Source organism: Maricaulis sp. CAU 1757 (genome assembly GCF_054482675.1).
Genome location: NZ_JBTLRI010000001.1, coordinates 1,298,565 through 1,319,808, shown reverse-complemented (window position 1 = coordinate 1,319,808; position 21,244 = coordinate 1,298,565). Strand labels below are relative to the sequence as shown.

Below are 21,244 nucleotides of genomic sequence, written 5' to 3'. Positions count from 1 at the left end.
GCCGCCCGTGATATGCAAGCGCATTCGGAGATCAGCATCGAGCCGCTCGGCAGATGCTGGCAAGCCGAACATATCGCTGTCGGCTACCGGTTGCGCCTCGGATCTCGAACCGCCGCCGGCAAGGCCCCACGCGAAAAGTGCACACAGGACCAACAGCGTTGCCCGCAGGCTCATGACGCGTACCCCAGCGCCTTGGCGAGGGGTGCGAGCTGCCGCTCATGCCGGCGCCAGACCCCGACCGAACGACTATTCAACGGCTGGCGCACCTGGGCCGCACTATGAGTGACCGTCGGAGAAGGATTGGCAGTGAAGTCCAGGCAGTCGGTCTGGTAATCCAGTCCCATCGCGCCGAACACGTCACGCAGCCGCGCTTCGGGCTCCGCCACCAGCGCCTCGTAATCGACGCTGATCAGGCGGTCCCCGAGATGCCGCTTCCAGTGCGCCATGAGTTCGGTATGGGCAGTCATGTAGGCGGCGAGATCGGCGAAATCATACGAGAACGGATAGCCCATCCGGAACAGCGCCTTGAACATCGAGAACGCATTGTCCATCGGGTCGCGGCGGATATGGATGATGCGCGCCTCCGGAAGGGCGCGGGCAATGAGGCCGATATAAAGAAAATTGGAGGGCGCCTTGTCGATGTGAAAGACGGTGCCATTGGTTCGTCGACCTTCCACACGACGCCGATAGGCGGCACCAAGCCGCGCCGGGTCGAGAGTCGACGCCGCCGCGATCATGTCGCCCTTGGAGCCGGCGCCCCGACACAGCTCTGTCAGGGCGAGAGGGAAGTCATTCAGCTCGCCCAAGCTCTCGATGTCGCTGTGCCGGCTAAGCATCCGGTCCAGCAATGTCGAACCGGAGCGCGGCAGGCCGAGAATGAAGACGGGCGCGCTGCCTGGCGTTGCCTCGGGTGAACGGCCAGCTGCCGCCAGATATTCTGTACCGAAGTTGTCGGCGATGGCGCGCATCGCAGCGACATCGCCATCGACCCGATACTGCATCAGGCGGCGCCGGCGTTCGGCGCCCTGGCTGTAGGCACGGAACGCTTCGTCGTGCAGGCCCAGGTCTTCCAGCTCCTTGCCCAGTGCGTAGTTGAGCTGGACCGGGGCCATGGCGGAGCGGTGCGGCGCAGCCAGCAGGCGGCGCAGTTCATCGACGTGATTTCGCTCAGCCGTCTGGCGGCGCAGGGTGGAGCGATTGTAGTAGGCATCGAAATCATCAGGCGCCAGGCGGATGACGGCGTCGAACGCGTCCTCCGCGGCATCAAGCCCTCCCGTGGCGATCAGAGCGGTGGCGAGGCCGTAGTAATAGTCGGCGACATCCGGCTTGAGTGCCACGGCTGCCCTGGCCCACGACAGGGCGGAGTCATGATCGCCGACCTGGCCCGCCATCTCCGACAAGCGGGCCAGCCAGCTCGCATCGCCCTGCGCGTCCGGCACCATTTCGGACAAGGCCTGTCGCGCCAGACCTATGTGACCCAAATGGATGAGCGCCTCGCAGTCCATCAGTCGGGCCAGCGGCGAGCCGGGTGCCAGAGCCAGGGCTTCGGCGAGGCTCCGGCGCATGGCCAAGAGGTCATGCGATGCCTGTTCGGCACGGGCCCGGGCCAGCCACGCATCAACCATCTCGGGATGATCCTGGGTCAGTGTCCGGGCCGTCGCCAGCGCGCTCACGACCTGCCTCCGGCGCAGGGCCTGGTCGACAGTGAGTAAACGGTCAGCGGGCGCAATCGACAAGGTGGCAAGGCCTTCCAGATGAATGGCAGGCGGCCGGCACCGGGCCGGCCGCTCGCAACAGCGATTAGAAGCTGTACCGCAGGGTCGCGCCAAGGGTCCGGGGCAGAGCCAGCAACTGCTTGTTGCCGTTTCCGAAATAACCTTCGGATGGCGCCGTGCCCATATAGGCTTCGGTAAACACGCCGGTGACACCTTCCTCATTGGTGAGGTTCTTGACCCAGAAGGACACGGCCAGATCGTCCTGCGAGAAGGTCGTGGTCAGGTTCCAGATCGAGAACCCGTCCAACGGCACGTTGAAGCGCGGTGAATCCGTCACGGCGTTGCGCGTGTCCGACTGGTAGTAACCGTCCAGGCGCGTGAAGGAGGCCCAACCTCCCACCTGCGTCGTGTAATCGACTGACCAGTTGAGCTGATGCTCGGGCGTGCCGGGCAACATGGCGCCATCCAGGGCGATCGGAGCGCCCGGGGCCGGCCGGTCAGGGGCGTGGAAGTCCTCCGCGAGGCTCGCATTGATGTAGGCGTAGCCGAGCGAGTAGTGCCAGGCATTGCCAACATAGCCGTCCACCGTGGCCTCCAGGCCATAGCTGCGAGCGGCGCCGCCATTCTGGACCGCGAAGAAGCCCCAATTGGTGGTCGAGGTATTGAACTGGGGGTCTTCCCAGTCGACGTAGAACAGACTGACGTCATAGGTCAGCCCGCTGCTGCGGCTGCCCTTCAGGCCGACCTCGTAATTGACCACGCTGTCGGCGGTGTAGAACTGCCAGCGCGGGTCCTCTGCATAAAGCCCGGACAGCGGCACCGCATTGGAGCCACCGCGGCGATAGCCTTCCGAGATGGTGGCGTAGAACATGTCCTGGTCGGAGAAGCGCCAGGCCGCATTGAACTTGAACAGGACGTCGTCTTCCGATGACTGGAAGTCGGCATTCACGTCCGGGAACAGACCGGTCCAGAGCGGCAGCGCCATGAAAGTGTCGTTTTCCGACTCGTTGTCGAAATATCGGGCCCCGAACGTCAGATCGAGGTTGTCGGTCGCGTACCAGGTAAGCTCACCGAAGATGGCGGTCTCGGTGAAGTGCTCGGTCAGGCGGTAATCCCAGTCCTGGTCACCGGTGACCGCACCGGCCGCAACCGGGAGGTAGGCGTCCCACCAGTCCTTGAAGCCGACCAGGTAGCTCTGCTGGGTCGCCCCGCGCTGCTGCTGGCGATAGAAACCGCCGACGACATAGTCGAACTGACCGCCATCATCGGTGACCAGGCGGACTTCCTGGATCACCGCTTCGTCGGCATAGGTCCGGACCGCCTGCGCCATCGGCCGCGGATAGTTGTAGTACCAGCCCAGCCAGCCGGCCTGGGCGTAGAAGCCCGTGTTCTCCGAGACGCTGTCGCCTTCGTGGTCATAGTGCGAGGTCGACGAGGTCAGGGTGGCGAATCCGAGATCGAGTTCGGCTTCCAGCGACGTCATGTTGATGTCGCGGCTCGACGGTTCGCGCTGGACGGAGCCGTTCTCGTATTCCTCATAGGTGCGGCCGAAGCCGTCCTGCCCCACCGTCTGCTGGCGACGACCGCCGACATCGTCGGACTGGCGTGAATGCACGAGGCGCAGGCTGAGCGTGTCGGTCGGCTCAAACAGGAAAGTGGCCCGACCCATCCAGGTATCGACCGTGTCGGCGTCTTCCTCGACCGTGTAGGAGGCGGCCGGATCGAGAATTCCATTGGGTGCCACGGGCACGCCGCTGGCGTCGAGCTCGTACAGGTTCACATAATCGACCACGCCGGGATAATCGCCAAAACTGCCGACCAGACGCATGCCGGCCCGCTCTCCGAGCGGCACGTTGAGCACGGCGTCGCCGCCATAACCCAGGCTTTCCGAGCCGTTGACCGACGACACCGTCCCGCTCACCGAGCCGCCGAACTCACCGAAGACCGGGTCGCGGGTGATGTAGCGCACCGTGCCGCCGAGCGATCCGGAGCCGTACAGCGTGCCTTGCGGGCCTCGCAGGATTTCCACCCGCTCGACATCGCGCAGGGCGAAATTGGCGAAGATCGGCGTGTCGTTGACATAGGTCGAGACAGAGGCGACCGAGGACACGGCGTAGTCACCGATGGCATTGCTGTCGACGGCCAGACCCCGGATGCGGACGGCATTGACGGTGCCGGAATTGCGGGCACCCCGATCGATAATGGTGACGCCGGGCACCGAGCGTAGCAACTCGGCCTCGTCGAGGATGTTGGCGCGCTCGATCTCGGCGCCGGATACGGCCGAGATGTTGTAAGGCACGTCGGTGACGCTCTCGGCGCGGCGGGTTGCCGTCACCGTGATGGTGTCGCGCATGACCGGGTCGGCGGACGCCTCGGCATCCTGTGCCACGGCGATGCCGCCCCCCAGCCCGGTCAGCGCGGTTCCACCGAGCAATGCTGCGGCGATGGCGTGGCGCGTAAGACCATTCCTGATTTGCTTGCCCATAATTCTCTCCCCCTTGAACTTTGATATCTCGCCGGGTGACCGGCACATTGAATTGAAATCAGTGACCCGAACGGAATTTGGCGCGTGGGCGCCCGGTCTCCGCCGGCCGGCCGGCACGCGCCGGAAGTTCGAGCGGGCCGAGCGGTGCAAGCACGGCCCGGCGCTGTTTGGCATCGGCGTGCAGCGGATAGTCGACATCGGCGTCGCGGAAGCTCTTCATCACCTGGCCCAGACCCTGCCAGCCGCGCTCGCGGACACGCTGCACCTGGCCCAGATCGAGATCGAGGGCGATGATTTCGCGACCGGACCCGGCCTCGTGAATGAGCTCACCGCCGGGTCCGTAGACGACCGAGCGCCCGACGCCGAGACGGCCGCCGACATTGACGTCGACGAAGAAGCACTGGCTGACGGCGGCATTGGCTCGGGCAATGGCGAGCTCGACATCGCGGTCGACTGTATTGGTCAGGGTCGGCAGGAGGATCACCTCGGCGCCGTCCGCGGCGAGGGTGCGGACCAACTCCGGGAACCACATGTCGTAACAGATGGCGAGACCGATGCGGCCGCAGCCGGGGATGTCGAAAACCAACGGCTGACGACCGGCGGTGACGCCCTTCTCGTACGGCAGGAAGGGATAGATCTTGTCGTAGCGAGCCACTTCACTGCCGTCCGGTGCGTATACCGGGCTGGTATTGTAGACGGCGTCGCCCCGACGCTCGTAGAGCGATCCGGGCACCAACCAGAGGCCGGTTTCGCTGGCCAGGCTGGCCAGGCGCTGCTCGGTTTCACCGCCGGCCGGCTCGGCCCGATCGGTCGAGGCCCCGTGTACCGCCAGCTCCCCCAGCACCACCAGGTCGACCCAGGGGAAGCGCTGCGGGATGGCGCGGACTTCACGCTCGACAAGCTCAAGATTGCCTTGCGTTTCCGCGTCCAGCTGGATGGCGACTATCCCGATCGACGACATGCATTCTCCCCTCTTTGCCGCCTTTCCCGAAGTCGGGTGGCGGCATTTGCGGCGAGGATGGCAGCGCGTCGGCAGCGCCCTTAGTGCCAGTTGTTATCGCTCTATGGGGCCAGATCGTCGGCGCCGAGCAGGGCCGAATCCACGGACTGGCCGGCCTCGTCGAGCCAGTGGACCCGCCCCCCCTCGACGCCGACCCGGAAGTCGCGGATCTCGCCGAAGGCCCAGGTTCGCCATTGCCGGAACCAGCGATCGCCCTCGACCCACCAGCGCCCGGCATCACGGTCCTCACCGGCAAACCCGGCGCGTCCGAGCATGCGACCATCGGCATGCAGCTCGATGGTGCAGGGTTCGCCGTAAACGGTCTTGTAGAGCAGGCTGGCGCCGGACAGGTGTTGCCGGATAGCGTCGCCGTCGAGGGCGACCAGGCTGGGCCGTCCGGATGGCAGGGACAACTCGCGAACGAGGCGGGAGAGTTCCTCGATACCGTCACGGATGGCCTCGGCCGGCAGGCTGGTCACTCCGAGGCGGAACATGTTGCGCGGCCGGTCGGGCTGGGCGAACCAGCTGGTTGCCGGCTCGATCAGGATGCCGCGCCGCTCCGCCAGGGCGATCAGCCGGTCGGCATCCAGCCCGTCCGGGCCCCGCACCCAGTAGGACGTGCCGCCCTCGACCGGGGCCAGGGCCAGGAGCAGGGGGCGGTAGTGGTTGAGGGCGTCGCGCAGCAGCATGAGGCGCTGCTCGCAGACCCGGGTCAGGCGCCGCATCATGGCGTCGTAATGGCCAAGCGAGAGGAAAAGCGCCGCGGCACGCTGATTGTTGGGCGATGGCCGTCGCGTGGTCAGCTCGCGCAGCCTGCGGGCGCGCTCGATGATGTCCGGATTGGCGACCATGAAGCCGAGGCGCACGCCCGGTGCCAGCACCTTGGAGAGGCTGGCGACATAGACCACGCGCTCGCCGCCGGGCATGCCGCGCAGGGCCGGGACGGCGCTGGACAGGTAATTCATTTCGCACTCGAAATCATCCTCGATGACGAGGAAGTCGTCGCGCTCGGCGCGCTCGAGCAGGGCCCGGCGGCGCTCGGCCGAGAGGGTCACCCCGGTGGGTCGCTGGCGGCTTGGCGACACACACACAAGGTCGACCCCGGCCAGTCCGTCATCGATGACCATGCCCTCGTCATCGACGGGCTGGTAGGCCAAGCGCCCACCGCGCAGGGCGACCAGGTCGCGCAGTTCCGGCAGGCCGGGCTCCTCGACGACGACGCGGCGGTCGGCGCCGGCCAGGACGTGACTGGCCAGGAACAGGCCCTGCTGTTCGCCGACGGTGACCAGGAGTTCGCCCGGCCGCGCCCGGATACCCCGGCGCGGCAGCAGCTTGGTGCGGATTTCCTCGATCAGCATCGGGTCGTCGACCTCGCCATTATCGACCGACCATTCCTCGACATCCCTGACGGCCAGCGCCAGCCGGCTGGCCTCGCGCCATTCCGCGACCGGAAAGAGCGACTTGTCATACTGGCCCTCGACGAAGGGATAGCGGTATTTCTGCCAGTCCGGCGGACAGCGCCAGCGCGCCGCCGGGACCACATCGCTCTGCAGGAAGCGGGTCAGGTCGACCGCCGTTTCGCCGCTGCGGCGGCCGACCACCGGAGCGTCCGGCAGCACCTGGCGAACGGCTTGCTCGGCGACATAGATGCCGGAGCGCTCGCGCGCTTCCAGATGTCCCTCCGCAATCAGCTGCTGATAGGCGAGAAAGACGGTATTGCGCGACAGGCCCAGCGCGTCGGCCAGCTTGCGCGAGGATGGCAGCCGGCGCCCCGGTCGGAATACCGCATCGGCGATCGCCGCCATGACGCTGCGCCGGATCTGCTCCTGCAGGGACAGCGAGGCATTGCGGTCGATCTGGAACAGGGGCAGCAAACTGCTGTCGCGATCCGCCAAACAATCCTCCCCGATCAGTTCAGCCCCCTTTCGCCTACCCTGCCGCGCGGACAATCGCCAAGCCTTCTTGGCTGTGAGAGGGTGACGGCACGATTGATAGCGCCACGGCACCTCCGCCTGGCGGTATGATGAGGATGCGGGACGGTGCAGACGTCCTGCGAAACTAAACTGGACGTCGACACCGTCCCTCATGCGGAGATTTGACCGGGCCTCGAAGGACCCGAGTTGGCAAGGCAGGCTGGCCTGGAACGGTCCTCCAATAGTGCCGTTCCTCGCCGCCCGCAGCCCCGCCGGGGTCGCCGGCCGACATGACCGACCGACCCGGACGAGCTCCGCTCTCCCCGTCCCCCCGGTTGTCTAGGCCGGGCCTCGAGCTGGTGCGAGGACGGGGCAAGTGTCTCACGGGTGAAAGGGGGTGGGGATGAAACGGGGCGGAAAAGAGGGACGCCCGCTGATTTCATTGAGAAAACCGCCACGGACGGTCGCTGAGAGTGCGGAGAAAAAAATTCTATGACCGCGTGAGCCTCCCTCTCCCTGGGGAGAGGGATCGAGGGAGAGGGGGGAAGCAAGGTCTGTCCGGAGAGGTTTTTCTTGTGGCGGGGACTCTCCGGGAGGGGGCGGTGTCTCCCCCCTCATCCGCCCCTTCGGGGCACCTTCTCCCCGGGGAGAAGGGGGGTGTTGAGCCTGCCTCACGCAGGTCCTCCCCCTTGATGGGGGAGGTGGATCGCCGCGTCAGCGGCGAGACGAAGCGGGTGGGAGCCGGGTGTCAGACACGGCCAGCACCGGGATTCACCCCTTCCGCCCCTTCGGGGCACCTTCCCCATCAAGGGGAAGGACCTCGTCCGGTGCGTCCGCTCCCCCCGCGCGCGGGGGAGCTGGCGGTGCCAGCCCGCCTGAAGGGGGGAGTGTGCGGCGCTGACTCACCCCCTCCGCCGGCGTCGCACGCGGCCTTGCCGGGCCGCGACACGCCATGGTGCCAGCAAAGCTCTCCGCCAGCCCCGGCGAGTTCCTCCATCGTGTTGATGTTGCAGAACCGATCGACTTGCTCGTCCGTCCAGCAAACATCCACGCTTTGACACGCCGACAGTGCACCAGACAGGCTTGTGCGGCCGGTCCCGGCATAGGCGGCGACCGCGTGCGCCGAGACGACCGGCCAGACGGCGCAGACCGGGTGGCGTCGCCCTGCCGAGAACGCAACGGCAGGTGCGCCAGCCATGATGGACGCGCGCCGGAGCTTTGGCAGCACATTCTCCGGCAGGAAGGGGGTGTCGCATGGAAGGGTAAGAACATGGTCAAGCCCTGCACCCTGCGCCCATGAGAACGCCGACAGCAGGCCGGCCAGCGGCCCCTCCACGTCCTGCCGGTCGATGATCTGATCCAGCCCGGATCCGGCCACCTGGTCGCGTTCCCGGACACAGATCACGGCCGGAACAGACCATGCGGCGACGCGGTCTAGTACCGGATCGATCAGCCGTCGCCCGCGGAACGGCCGCTCCGGCTTGCCACCACCCATGCGACGCCCGCGACCGCCGGCGAGGATGACCACACCGGTCCCGGTCATGCCGTCGCCTCGAACGGGTCGGCCAGGCCGCGGCGGGCGGCGATATGCCGGCCGAGAGTGACTAGGTCACCTTCCGTCAGGCGGCGCCTGGCGATGGGCAGGACGACCGCATTCTCGACCGCGATGTGGCGGTGCTGCTGGCGGCAGAACGTGTCGATTCTGGCACCGGCGTCCGCGTAGCGCGCCAGCCCGCTCCTATCGGCAAGCGCCCGGACCAACAGTGCCTTCACGGCGTCGGCAGCCGACATGTCGTTGGCGTGCTCGGCCGACAGCATGTCGAGCACGCTCTCAATTCTGTCATCCGGCTTGCAACGCTCCAGCATCAGCGGGAACAGATCGTCCTCCTCGTCGAGCACGTGCAGGGGCAGGTCCCGGTCGAGGAAATCGTGCAGGTCCTGAAACACCGCATCGTCGAACAGGTCCGATTGCCGCAACTCCGTCAGCCGGAAGCAGGCGTCACGATGGCGATAGTGTTCGGCAAAGAACCAGACCAGGGGCTCCCGCAAGAGGTCGAGCGGAATGGGCTCGATCGGCTTGAACTCCGTCGCATTGCCCATGGCCTTGATCCTTTCCCTCAGGGGGTCGCTGGGGCCCCGGTCCTCGGTTGAATGAGCGTGTGCGTGGCGTGTACCGGAGGCAGCTGGTGTTTCACGATCAGTGCGAGACTGTCGGCCAGCGGGTTCTCGCTGTCCCGCAGGCAGGAGACGAGCTGGGTCCACGCCTCATCATCCGCCTTCGAGAGGAAGAGACGGATCGTCCTGGCGAGACATTCGGTTGGCGCGGCGTGTTCACTGGACGCGGCATGATCGAGGCGAGCCCTTGCCGCCGGAGCGAGTGCGTCATAGGCGAGGTTCACGTCAGACAGCGCCTGTCCCAACAAGCCGCCAGCCCGCACCACGGTGCCGCCCTCGCCGGTGAGGCGGCCATCCGGGCCCAGGCACAGACCCGGTTCGGCGGTCGAAGCTGCGAGCAATCGATCGACATACTTCGCTGCAGCCTTCGTCCACGCCCGTGCTTCGAGCTGCATGGCGATGTGCGGACGGACATAGTCGAAGGGGAGACGCTCGCCATCGGACCGGTGATCCAGACGCAGGACATGCCAGCCATGCTCGCTGGCCACCGGCTCCGGACGGATCGTGCCGGGCTCCATGTCGCTGAGCGCGGTCCAGATGTCCGGCAGTACGTCACCCGGGCGCAGCTGTCCCAGACTGCCGCCCTCGGCGGCGGACGGACAGGCGGACTGGTTGGCTGCCAGTTTGGCGAATCCTGCGGGCCGGGTCTGCAGATCGCTGATCAGGGCGACGGCCTTCAGACGTGCCTGTTCGAGTGCTGTCGCGCCCGGTTCGGCCGGCGCCACCAGAATGTGCGAGGCCTCCAGGAGCGGCGGTGACATGAAGCGGTCCGGACCGGAATCATAGACCGACCGGACAGCCTCTTCGGACACCGACGGAGCCTCGACTTCCTCGCTCAGCACGGTCCGGATGAGGGCCTCCTCCGGCGTCTCCTCCTGCCCCTGCGAATTGCGTTCCGGCGAGGCGTCGATGTCCAGTTCAGCGGCCCGGGCGAGCAGTACCGCCTTGGCGGCCAGCGCCCGTCCGGCCATGCTGCGAGCCTCGGCGAGCGTTGCCGCACGATGGTTCTGCAATTCGTCGGCGAGCAGGCTCTCGGGCACTTCCACGCCGTGGAAGATGGCGCTCGCGATTGTCATGACACACCCCGCTTGGCGGCAGTTGACGACTTCTTGTCTGCCGCCATGTCGCGGCGCGTGCGGACCAGCTGCCAGCCGCGGCGATTGAGGTACCAGACCGGTGCCGACAGCATGTGAACGAGGCGGGTGAAGGGGAAGACCAGGAAGATCGTCAGGCCGAGGACCAGGTGTGCCTTGAAGATCCAGTGCACATCGGCGACGTAGTCGGCAGCGCCGGGTCGGAAGGTGAAGATTCCCTGGGCCCAGCTCATGAACTTGACCATTTCCGAACCGTCGAGATGCTGCGCCGACAAGGCGATGGTGGACAGGCCGAGCGCCAGCTGCACGGTCAGAAGCGCCAGTATACCGGTATCGCCGAAACTCGAGGTGGCGCGGATGCGCGGATCGAACAGGCGGCGATGCAGCAGGATCAGCGCACCGAGGATGGCCAGCACGCCGGCCACTCCGCCGGCGACGATGGCGAGCACCTGTTTGGCACCGTGACTGATGCCCAGAGTGTCGAACACCACGATCGGGGTGAGCAGGCCGACCAGGTGGCCACCGAAAATGACCAGGACACCGACATGAAACAGGATCGAACCAAGGACCAGCTGCTTGCGCCGCAGGAGCTGCGACGACCCGGTCCGCCACGAATAGGGCTCGCGGTCGAAACGGAGCACCGAACCGATCACCAGCACCGCCAGGGCGATGTAGGGGTAGTAGCCGAACAGGGCTTGATCCAGCCAGCCGGCGCTGGCGAGTGTGACTGCGTGTTCCTGGGCCATGACTGGCATCCTTTCATCGAGGGCTAGAAGCTCGTTTCGAGCGCCAGCCAGAATTTCGTCCGGTCCGCCGGACCGTTCCGGTCACCATTGAAGAGCGCTGCCTTGGCCTCGACCGTGAGCCAGTCATTGACCGGCAGGCGGAACACCGCATCGAGCTCCGAGCCGTAAGACAGGCGGCCATTGTCGCTGTCGAAGTCGTGATAGATGACGGCCCAGCTGGCAGGTGCAGCGCCGTCGATCAGGTGAATGCCGCCGCCCTTGAGACCCAGGCTGGCGTCGCGAAGTCCGCTCGCCGGTGTGGACAGGAAAACGTCGGCCCAGCCCTGGAAGGCATGGAGGGTCGCAAGCGGTGTGGCAAAGCCGGTTCCGCCGGCGCCTTCGAGGATTTCCACGCCACCCACAAAGGTGAGATTGCCGCGCGCAAGACTGGCACCGAAAGCCTGGTAGCCCAGCTCCCGTGCGGGTCCGCGACCATTGTGTTCGCCCTGCAGGGCCAATCGGGCATTCAGGCGAAGCTCGCCGGCGTCCAACGCCCAGGTTTCAGACCAGCCCACGGCCAGGGTCCGACCCGAAAGAGCTGTCGACTCGGCGAAATCGAGGAACAGGCCGGTGGCCACGAAATCCCCGAACCCGGTGGCGAGGCCGAGCCGGACGATGTGGGAGTCGCTGTCGAACTCGCCGATCGCGCTGTCATCACCGAAAATGCGGTGCACCGTGTCGATATAGGCATAGTCGAGGGTGACATCGGAGAAGCCCGAATACCCGAACCGGACGGCATCATAGGTCTGCTCGTTCTGGCGGAAACCGACATTGCCGACAAAGCGGGCATCGTCGAGGATGATGCGCTGACGTCCCAGCGTGGCGTGCGCCGCCTCGCCCCGCCAGGACAGCTGCAGACGATTGAGCTCGAACACTTCCGGGTCGGCAATTACCGCCTTGCCGGGAATGGTCTCGACGGTATCGGAGAAGTCGTCATTGAGGTGTCCGACGGCCTCGGCCTCGACCAGGAAACTCCAGCTTGCGGCCAGCGCGACATCATAGCCGAAACGGCCCCGCACGGTCAGGGCGGTGGTATCGTCCAGCCCGTCCTGGGAGACCTGCTCGGCCCGGGCCCGCAGGTTGATTATGGGCGTTGCAGAAAGGCCCTGCCCGTCTGGCTCGCCGCCCGGCTGAGCCAGCACCGGGACGCTGCATGCAAGGCCGCCCAGAGCGGCCAGGATTGTCACACCGAGCCGGCTCATTGCGCCCCCCCCTGCATCGCATCGACCATGGACTGTGCCTTGGGGCATCCGTCCCGGGCGTCACCGGCGCCGAAGGTGACCGGTTCCTCGACCCACGCCTTGTCGAGCGCCTCGAGGTCGTTGGGGTCATCGTCCTCTATCGACAGCAGGCTCCTGACCGCATCGCGATCCGCCGGTGCATCCGACACCGCCAGAAGCGCCCCGAAGATCGACCGGTAGGGGCTCTGCCGCTTCTTCAGCCGTTCCGCGATGGCTTCGAACACATGCGCCGCCTCACCGATCAACGAGGCCGCTTCCTCGTCCTCAATGGTCGAGAGGAATTCGAGGAAGACCGGAAGGTAGTCCGGCAGGTCGCTGACCTCCATTTCCAGGCCGTGCGTACGATAGAGTTCGACCAGCCCGACCATCGCCGGTCCGCGTTCGCGGCTTTCGCCGTGCACGTGCTCGTAGAGGTGCAGCGAAACACTGCGCGTGCGATCGAAGAGATCGACATAGGCCGCCTGGGCGGCGAACAGGTCGCTGCCGGCGATGTGGTCGGCCAGCTTGCCGAGCGAGCCGACGATGCGCTCGGGCACGAGGCCCTCGCCGCGGATCACCTCGACGCAGAGGCCGGCTTCCGCCTGCAATTGCGCCTCGGGATAGGACAGCAGGCGCGAGAGTGCACGATAGGTCATGGCCATGGGTCAGCCCTCCGGAGGTGTCTGGGTCTTGGCACGCGGACGCTTGTCCTTGCCGAACAGGCCGAGCTCGGTGCGCCCGCCGGAACAGTCATTGCCGAAGGTGAAACCGCATCCGCCGCGCAGCCCGTAGGCGTCCTCGCTGGTCTCGCGGTGCGTGGTCGGAATGACGAACCGGTCCTCGTAATTGGCGATCGCCATGTAGCGGTACATTTCGTCGATCTGGGCCGCTGTGAGGCCGACACGCTCCGCCGTCGGATGGTCGATGACGCCTTCGACGGTCTTGGCGCGCATGTATTGGCGCATCGCCATCATCCGCTCCAGCGCCGCCACGACCGGCTCCTCCTTGCCCGCCGTCAGCAGGTTGGCGAGGTAGCGCACGGGAATGCGCATGGAGGAAACATCCGGCATTTCGGCGTCGGTCTCGAGGGCGCCGGCAGCGACGGCCGACTGGATCGGCGAGAGCGGCGGCACGTACCAGACCATGGGCAGGGTGCGGTATTCAGGGTGCAGCGGGAAGGCGACCTTCCACTCCATCGCCATCTTGTAGACCGGGCTGACCTGGGCCGCCTTCAGCCAGGCCTCGGGCACACCATCGGCACGGGCCTGCTCGATCACCTCCGGGTCGTTGGGGTCGAGGAAGACATCGAGCTGGGCCTGGTAGAGGTCCTGCTCGTCCGGCGTTCCCGCCGCTTCCTCGATCTTGTCTGCGTCATAGAGCAGGACGCCGAGATAGCGGATGCGGCCGACGCAGGTTTCCGAACACACCGTGGGCTGTCCGACTTCCATGCGCGGATAGCAGAAGGTGCACTTCTCCGACTTCCCGCTCTCCCAGTTGTAATAGACCTTCTTGTAGGGGCAGGCGGAGACGCACATGCGCCAGCCGCGGCACTTGTCCTGGTCGATGAGGACGATGCCGTCCTCTTCACGCTTGTAGATGGCGCCGGACGGGCAGGCCGCGACACAGGTCGGGTTGAGGCAGTGCTCGCACAGGCGCGGCAGGTACATCATGAAGGTTTCCTCGAAGGCGCCGTAGATCGCCTTCTCGACACCCTCGAAATTGTAGTCCTCGCTGCGTTTCTCGAACTCGCCGCCGAGGATTTCCTCCCAGTTCGGGCCCCACTCGATCTTCTCCATGCGCTCGCCGGTGATCTTCGATCGCGGACGGGCGGTCGGGAAGGCCTTCATCTCCGGGGCGGTCTGGAGATGGGCATAGTCGAAGTCGAACGGCTCGTAATAATCGTCGATCTCGGGCAGGTCGGGATTGGCGAAGATCTTCGACAGGATGCGCCACTTGGCACCCATCCGGGGCTCGATGCGGCCGTTTTTCCTGCGCCGCCAGCCGCCATTCCAGCGCTTCTGGTTCTCCCAGTCCTTGGGAAAGCCGATGCCCGGCTTGGTCTCGACATTGTTGAACCAGGCGTATTCAACGCCGTCGCGGCTGGTCCACACGTTCTTGCAAGTCACCGAGCAGGTGTGACACCCGATGCACTTGTCGAGGTTCAGAACCATGCCGATTTGAGCCCGGATTTTCATCGCGCACCCTCCATCTGGGACGCGGGCTCATCGAGCCAGTCGACCTTGTTCATCTTCCGCAGGATGATGAATTCGTCGCGGTTCGATCCGACCGTGCCGTAATAATTGAAGCCGTAGGACAGCTGCGCGTAACCGCCGATCATGTGCGTCGGCTTGAGGATCGCCCGCGTGACGGAATTGTGGATGCCGCCCCGCTTGCCGGTGATCTCGGATCCCGGCGTGTTCACGATCTTCTCCTGCGCGTGATACATGAAGACCGTGCCTTCACGGATCCGCTGGGACACCACCGCACGGGCCGTCAGCGCGCCATTGGCGTTGAACACTTCCACCCAGTCATTGTCGACGACCCCGGCCCTTTTGGCGTCGGCCTCCGAGACCCAGACCACGGGCCCGCCACGATTGAGCGTGAGCATCAGCAGGTTGTCCGAATAGGTCGAGTGGATGCCCCATTTCTGGTGCGGCGTGATGAAGTTGAGGGTGATCTCCGGATTGCCATTGGGCTTGTCGCCCATGACATGGAGGGTCTTGAGGTCGACCGGCGGCTTGTACACCACCAGGGTCTCGCCGAAGGCCCGCATCCAGTCATGATCCTGGTAGAGCTGCTGACGTCCGGTCAGGGTGCGCCACGGGATCAGCTCGTGCACATTGGTGTAGCCGGCATTGTAGCTGACATGCTCGCTCTCGATGCCCGACCAGATCGGCGAAGTGATGATCTTGCGCGGCTGGGCGACAATGTCGCGGAAGCGGATCTTCTCGTCTTCCTTGGGCCGGGCCAGGTGGGTGTGCTCGCGTCCGGTCTGTTTCTCCAGCGCTTCCCAGGCCTTGACCGCGACCTCTCCATTGGTCTCCGGCGCCAGCATGAGAATGGTCTCGCAGGCGTCGATGTCGCTGTCGATGCGGGGACGCCCCCGGGCCACCGTGTCCTCGAGGATCTCGCCATTCAGCGAGGCCAGCTTGTCGACTTCCGGCTGGGTATTCCAGCCGATGCCCTTGCCGCCATTGCCGAGCTTGTCCATGAGCGGGCCGAGCGCGGTGAACTTGGCGTAGATCTGCGAGTAGTCGCGTTCCACCGCGGCCACCGCCGGCATGGTCTTGCCGGGCACCGGGTCGCATTCGCCGAGATACCAGTCCTTGACGCCGCGCGCCTGGGCCATCTCGGCCGGACTGTCATGCTGGATCGGTGTCAGTACGACGTCGGTCTCGACACCGAGCACCTCGGGTGCCACCTCGGAAAACGTCCTGGCGATCCCCTTGAAAATGTCCCAGTCCGACCGGCTTTCCCAGGCCGGGTCCACCGCCGCTCCGAGCGGGTGGATAAAGGGGTGCATGTCGGACGTGTTGAGATCGTTCTTTTCGTACCAGGTCGCTGTCGGCAGCACGATGTCGGAATAGACCGCCGTGGTGGACATGCGGAAGTCGATGCAGACGAGCAGGTCGAGCTTTCCGCGCGGCGCCTCGTCATGCCATTTCACTTGGCGCGGCTTGTCATGCCCCATCTCGCCCAGGTCCTTGCCCTGGACTCCGTGATCGGTGCCGAGCAGGTGCTTGAGGAAGTATTCGTGCCCCTTGCCCGACGAACCGAGCAGGTTGGAGCGCCAGACGAACATGTTGCGCGGCCAGTTGTGCGGGTCGTCCGGGTCCATGCAGGACATTTCCAGTTCGCCGGACTTGAGCGCCTGCGCCACATACTCCCCGGGAGCCTGGCCGGCCGCCTTGGCCTTGGACGCGACCTCGATGGGGTTTGTTTTCAGCGCCGGGGCCGAGGGCAGCCAGCCCATGCGTTCCGCCTTGGCGTTGTAGTCGATGAAGCTGCCCGACCAGTCGCCCGCCTCGGCCGTCGGCGACAGGATCTCGCCCACCGGGACGGTCTCGTAGCGCCATTGGTCGGTATGGGCGTAGAAGAAGGATGTGGAGTTCTGCTGGCGCGGCGGACGCACCCAGTCGAGGCCGAAGGCTAGCGGTGCCCACCCGGTCTGCGGGCGCAGTTTCTCCTGGCCGACATAGTGGGACCAGCCGCCGCCGGACTGGCCGACACAGCCGCACAGGATGAGCATGTTCATCACCGCGCGGTAATTCATGTCCATGTGGTACCAGTGGTTCATGCCGGCACCGATGATCACCATCGACTTGCCATTGGTCTTTTCCGCATTGGTGGCGAAGCCGCGTGCCGTGGCGATGATGTTGGCCCGCGGGACCGAGGTGATCTTTTCGGCCCAGGCCGGGGTGTAGGGCTCCATGTCGTCATAGCTGCCGGCGAGATGCTCGCCGCCATAGCCCTGGTCGACGCCGTAATTGGCCATCAGCAGGTCGTAGACACAGGCGACCAGGGTCTCCGTACCATCGGCCAGCTTGATCTTCCTGACCGGAATGTTGCGGGTCAGGACATCGGGGTGATCGGTCGAAGCGAAACCGTTCGACGCCGTATTCGCGAAGTAGGGGAAGCGGACCTTGGCGACCTCGTCCTCGACGCCCTTGAGGCCGAGGCGAAGCCGGGTCTCTGCACCGCCGGTCTCGCGCTCCTCGAGATTCCACTTTCCGTCCTCGCCCCAGCGAAACCCGATCGAGCCATTGGGCACGACGACCTTCCCTGAGGTTTCGTCGAGGGCCACTGTCTTCCAGTCGGGATTGTTGCTCTCGCCGAGGGCGCCGTCGAAGTCTGCCGCCCGCAGGAGGCGCTCGGGCACGAAGCCGTCTTCCTGGGGAACGAGCCGGACCAAGAGGGGAAGATCGGTGTACTGGCGCACGTAGTCGCGGAAGTACGGCACTTCCCGGTCACGGTGATACTCGGTCAGGATGACATGGCCGAACGCCATGCCGAGGGCTGCATCGGTGCCCTGCTTGGCGGCGAGCCAGAGGTCGGAGAATTTCGAGGCTTCCGAATAGTCCGGACAGATGACCACCGACTTGATGCCCTTGTAGCGGGCCTCGGTGTAGAAATGAGCGTCCGGCGTGCGGGTCTGGGGAACGTTCGACCCCCACAGGATCAGGAAGTTGGAATTGTACCAGTCGGCGCTTTCGGCGACGTCGGTCTGCTCGCCCCAGGTCTGGGGGCTGGCTGGCGGCAGGTCGCAATACCAGTCGTAGAATGAGCCGGTTACGCCCCCGATCAGCTGGAGATAGCGCGCGCCAGCGGCATAGGAGACCATGGACATGGCCGGGATCGGAGAGAAGCCGAAGACCCGGTCGGGCCCCCATGTCTTCACGGTGTGCGCATTGGCTGCCGCGATGATCTCATTGACCTCGTCCCACTTGGCGCGGACGAAGCCGCCGAGCCCGCGACGGCTGGTGTAATCCTCGCGCTTGGCCGGATCGTCCTGGATCGATTTCCACGCCGCGACAGGCGGCATGGTCTTGCGGGCCTCGCGCCAGGCCTTGACCAGGCGCGCCCGGATCAAGGGGTATTTCACCCGGTTGGCCGAATAGAGATACCAGCTGTAGCTGGCGCCCCGGGCGCAGCCGCGCGGCTCGTGATTGGGCAGGTCGTCGCGGGTGCGCGGATAATCGGTCTGCTGGGTCTCCCAGGTCACGATCCCGCCCTTGACGTAGATCTTCCAGGAACACGAGCCGGTGCAGTTCACGCCATGGGTGGAGCGCACGATCTTGTCGTGGCGCCAGCGGTTCCGGTACGCCTCTTCCCAGGTGCGGTCCTCGTCGTTGAGAACCCCGTGCTTGCCGGAGAACAGCTCGGTCTGGCGCCGGAAGAAGGTCAGTCTGTCGAGTGTGTGGCTCATGGGAGCTTATCCTTTCTGGGCCGCGACCGCTGCTGAGCCGGGCGTTTCACGGCCGCGCTCGAGATCGAACAGCATCCCGCCGGGACGCGAATAGAGGAGGAAGGTCAGGGCCAGGCAGACGACGTAGAAACCGAGGAAGGTCCAGATCGCGCCGTGCGGCGCACCGGTCATGGCGATCGAGGTGCCGTAGGCCTTGGGGATGAAGAAGGCACCATAGGCCGCAATGGCGCTGGTGAAGGCGATGATCGCCGCGCTCTCCCGCTCCGACGCCCTGAGTTGCTCGGCGCTGGAAATGCCCGGCATCAGGCGTGCGGTTTCCTTGCGCATGATCGAGGGGATCATCTGGAAGGTCGAGGCGTTGCCGACCCCGGTCAGGAAAAACAGCGCCATGAAGCAGCCGAAGAAGCCCCAGAAACTGCCGGCATCATCGCCGGAGGGCAGGAATTGCAGGACCCCTAAGGCAGCGATGATCATCCCCAGGAAGGTCCAGAAGGTGACCCGTGCGCCGCCCCACCTGTCCGACACCCAGCCGGTACCGGCCCGTGACAGGGCGCCGACAAGTGGTCCCAGGAAAGCGAAGGACAGGGCGTTGATGTCGGGAAACTGGGTCTTGATCAGCAGCGGGAAGCCGGCGGCATAGCCGATGAAGCTGCCGAAGGTGCCAGTGTAGAGGACGCACATGATCCAGTTGTGGCTGCGCTTCAGGATCGACATCTGATCGCTGAGCGACGCCTTGGCCGCGGCGATGTCATTCATCCCGAACCATGCTGCCAGCGTGGCGGCGATGATGAAGGGGACCCAGACGAAGCCGGCATTCTGGAGCCAGAGCCGGGTGCCGTCGTCGAGGCTCTGCGGCTCGCCGCCGAGGGCCCCGAAAACGCCCAGGGTGATGACGATGGGAACCAGGAACTGCATTACGCTGACGCCGAGATTGCCGAGTCCGGCATTCAGGGCCAGCGCATTGCCCTTTTCCTTCTTCGGGAAGAAGTAGGCGATATTGGCCATCGAAGAGGCGAAATTGCCGCCGCCGAAACCGCACGCCAGGGCGAGCACGATGAACACGGTATAGGGCGTCTCCGGGTCCTGGACCGCCAGGCCTATGCCGATGGCCGGCACCAGTAGCGAAGCGGTGGACAGGGCGGTCCAGAGCCGGCCGCCGAATATCGGGATCATGAAACTGTAGACGATGCGGAATGTGGCACCGGACAGGCCGGGAAGCGCCGCCAGCCAGAAGCGCTGGTCGACGGTGAAATCGAAGCCTATGGCCGGCATCTTGGCGACCACCACCGACCACACCATCCAGACCGAGAAGGCCAAGAGCAGGGCCGGGATCGAGATCCACAGATTGCGACCGGCGATCTTCCGTCCATGCGTCTGCCAGAAGGCATCGTCCTCGGGGCGCCAGTCGGTCAGGACATGTCTCGGCGACGGGGTTTCCTGGGTCATTGTCTAGCTCTTTGGCCTTTGTGGTCAGGAGGTCGGAGCCGCCGCTGGGGGCCGCGCCGACGGGGCGGGATCAGGTGGCGGGACGCGGCATGGCGGCAGCGGGTTGCGGATCGGGATTCGGATCAGCTTGCGGGCGCGCCAAGGGGGCATCCGGGACGTCGGACAGCCATTTCTCGTCGCCCAGCGCCGGGTGCTTGCGGCGTTCCATGCGACGAATGGCGAGGTGCATCCACACCGTGGAGACGGCGACGAGCACGAACATCAGCATGAAGGGCGCCGTCCACACACCGGTGAAGTCCAGCAGAACACCGAAGGAGATGGGCAGGAAGAAGCCGCCCAGGCCGCCGATCATGCCGACCAGGCCGCCGACCGAACCGACATGGTGCGGGTAGTAGACCGGGATGTGCTTGAAGACCGCCGCCTTGCCGAGGCTCATGACAAAGCCGAGGATCACGGTCAGGGTGACAAAGACCCCGATGGACAGCCCGAAATCGAACTCGATCGGAGCCTCGATCCCCGAGACGATGTAGCGCGTCTGCGGATAGCTCATGAGGAAGAGCACGACGAGCGAGACGATGAAGGTCAGGTACATGACGGCGCGCGCGCCCCACTTGTCCGACATCCAGCCGCCGAAGGCTCGAAACACCGAACCGGGCAGCGAGTACAGTCCCGCAAGAACGCCGGCCGTGGTCAATTCGAGACCATAGGCGCCGACGTAGTAGCGCGGCAGGAAGCTGGCCAGGGCGATGAAGGCTCCGAATACGAAGAAATAGTAGGTAGCAAAGCGCCAGACCTGGATGTTCTTCAACGGCGCGAGCTGGGACCCGGCCGAAGCGCCTGTCCCGCCCGACTGCCGGCGTTCCGCCTGCACCGGGTCCGTACGCGCCAGAAGGTAGAACAGGACCGCCGTGACGGCGAGCACAACGGCATAGACGCGGGCGGTGCCTTCCCAGCCGATGGCCACGACCAGGAATGGCGCGGCAAAATTCGTCACCGCGGCCCCGACATTGCCGGCTCCGAAAATGCCCAGCGCCGTGCCCTGGTGGTCCTTGGCATACCAGCGCGAGACGTAGGACACGCCGATGATGAAGGAACCGCCGGCGAGGCCGAGACCCAGCGCCGCCACGAGGAACAGCGGATAGCTGTCCGCCGATGTCAGCAGCCAGACGCAGACCGCGGTGATCAGCATCTGGATCGGGAACAGCACCCGGCCGCCGATCTGTTCGGCCCACACGCCGAGGAAGATGCGGCTGATCGAACCGGTCAACACCGGCGTTGCGACCAGCAGGCCGAACTGGCTTTCGCTCAGGCCGAGCTCCTGCTTGATCTGCACGCCGATGATGGAAAAGATCGTCCACACGGCGAAGCAGACCGTGAAGGCAAATGTGCTCAGACCCAAGGCGGCCGTTGCACCGCTGGCATCTTGTGTCCGGTCCGTTGACATGGCTGCACCCCCAGGATCGATGAGACTTGTTGAGTGCAGGT

14 protein-coding genes are annotated in these 21,244 nt (G+C 65.5%); all 14 read right to left on the bottom strand.

Annotated elements, in window-relative coordinates; translation table 11 throughout:
- Nucleotides 1–170: 170 nt before the first annotated feature.
- The 14 genes from ACXYMR_RS06155 to ACXYMR_RS06090 all read right to left on the bottom strand — a co-directional run bounded on the left by ACXYMR_RS06155 (nt 171) and on the right by ACXYMR_RS06090 (nt 21,203).
- On the bottom strand, nt 171–1,673 hold the full coding sequence (locus ACXYMR_RS06155; RefSeq protein WP_458941885.1) for a sulfotransferase family protein: 1,503 nt from the start codon (nt 1,671–1,673) through the stop codon (nt 171–173).
- A gap of 127 nt (nt 1,674–1,800) precedes the next feature.
- Nucleotides 1,801–4,200, bottom strand: a complete 2,400-nt coding sequence (locus tag ACXYMR_RS06150; RefSeq protein WP_458941884.1) for a TonB-dependent receptor — start codon at nt 4,198–4,200, stop codon at nt 1,801–1,803.
- A gap of 58 nt (nt 4,201–4,258) precedes the next feature.
- Complete coding sequence (locus tag ACXYMR_RS06145; RefSeq protein WP_458941883.1) at nt 4,259–5,161, bottom strand: carbon-nitrogen hydrolase family protein; 903 nt, start codon at nt 5,159–5,161, stop codon at nt 4,259–4,261.
- 101 nt (nt 5,162–5,262) lie between these two features.
- The gene (locus ACXYMR_RS06140; RefSeq protein WP_458941881.1) at nt 5,263–7,095 is read right to left on the bottom strand and encodes an aminotransferase-like domain-containing protein; all 1,833 of its coding nucleotides are present in this window, start codon (nt 7,093–7,095) and stop codon (nt 5,263–5,265) included.
- Nucleotides 7,096–7,918: 823 nt separating this feature from the next.
- The gene (gene mobA, locus ACXYMR_RS06135) at nt 7,919–8,656 is read right to left on the bottom strand and encodes a molybdenum cofactor guanylyltransferase (protein ID WP_458941880.1); all 738 of its coding nucleotides are present in this window, start codon (nt 8,654–8,656) and stop codon (nt 7,919–7,921) included.
- On the bottom strand, nt 8,653–9,213 hold the full coding sequence (locus ACXYMR_RS06130; RefSeq protein ID WP_458941879.1) for a hemerythrin domain-containing protein: 561 nt from the start codon (nt 9,211–9,213) through the stop codon (nt 8,653–8,655). Before ACXYMR_RS06130 ends, mobA begins: the two co-directional genes overlap by 4 nt.
- A gap of 17 nt (nt 9,214–9,230) precedes the next feature.
- Nucleotides 9,231–10,364, bottom strand: coding sequence for a peptidylprolyl isomerase (locus tag ACXYMR_RS06125; RefSeq protein ID WP_458941878.1), 1,134 nt, complete (start codon nt 10,362–10,364; stop codon nt 9,231–9,233).
- Entirely contained in the window at nt 10,361–11,128 is a 768-nt protein-coding gene (narI, locus tag ACXYMR_RS06120) for a respiratory nitrate reductase subunit gamma (protein ID WP_458941877.1), read from the bottom strand. The genes ACXYMR_RS06125 and narI overlap by 4 nt, the downstream gene beginning before the upstream one ends.
- A 23-nt stretch (nt 11,129–11,151) precedes the next feature.
- Nucleotides 11,152–12,369, bottom strand: a complete 1,218-nt coding sequence (locus ACXYMR_RS06115) for a hypothetical protein (protein ID WP_458941876.1) — start codon at nt 12,367–12,369, stop codon at nt 11,152–11,154.
- Nucleotides 12,366–13,049 carry a nitrate reductase molybdenum cofactor assembly chaperone gene (gene narJ / locus ACXYMR_RS06110; RefSeq protein WP_458941875.1) on the bottom strand — a complete coding sequence of 228 codons (684 nt, stop codon included), beginning with the start codon at nt 13,047–13,049 and terminating at the stop codon, nt 12,366–12,368. The genes ACXYMR_RS06115 and narJ overlap by 4 nt, the downstream gene beginning before the upstream one ends.
- A gap of 3 nt (nt 13,050–13,052) precedes the next feature.
- Entirely contained in the window at nt 13,053–14,582 is a 1,530-nt protein-coding gene (narH, locus tag ACXYMR_RS06105) for a nitrate reductase subunit beta (protein WP_458941873.1), read from the bottom strand.
- Nucleotides 14,579–18,313: a nitrate reductase subunit alpha gene (locus ACXYMR_RS06100; RefSeq protein WP_458941872.1), complete on the bottom strand. Its 3,735-nt coding sequence runs from the start codon at nt 18,311–18,313 to the stop codon at nt 14,579–14,581. Before ACXYMR_RS06100 ends, narH begins: the two co-directional genes overlap by 4 nt.
- A 6-nt stretch (nt 18,314–18,319) precedes the next feature.
- Complete coding sequence (locus ACXYMR_RS06095; RefSeq protein WP_458941871.1) at nt 18,320–19,759, bottom strand: NarK family nitrate/nitrite MFS transporter; 1,440 nt, start codon at nt 19,757–19,759, stop codon at nt 18,320–18,322.
- A 70-nt stretch (nt 19,760–19,829) separates the two neighbouring features.
- Nucleotides 19,830–21,203, bottom strand: a complete 1,374-nt coding sequence (locus ACXYMR_RS06090) for an MFS transporter (RefSeq protein WP_458941870.1) — start codon at nt 21,201–21,203, stop codon at nt 19,830–19,832.
- Nucleotides 21,204–21,244: the final 41 nt, after the last annotated feature.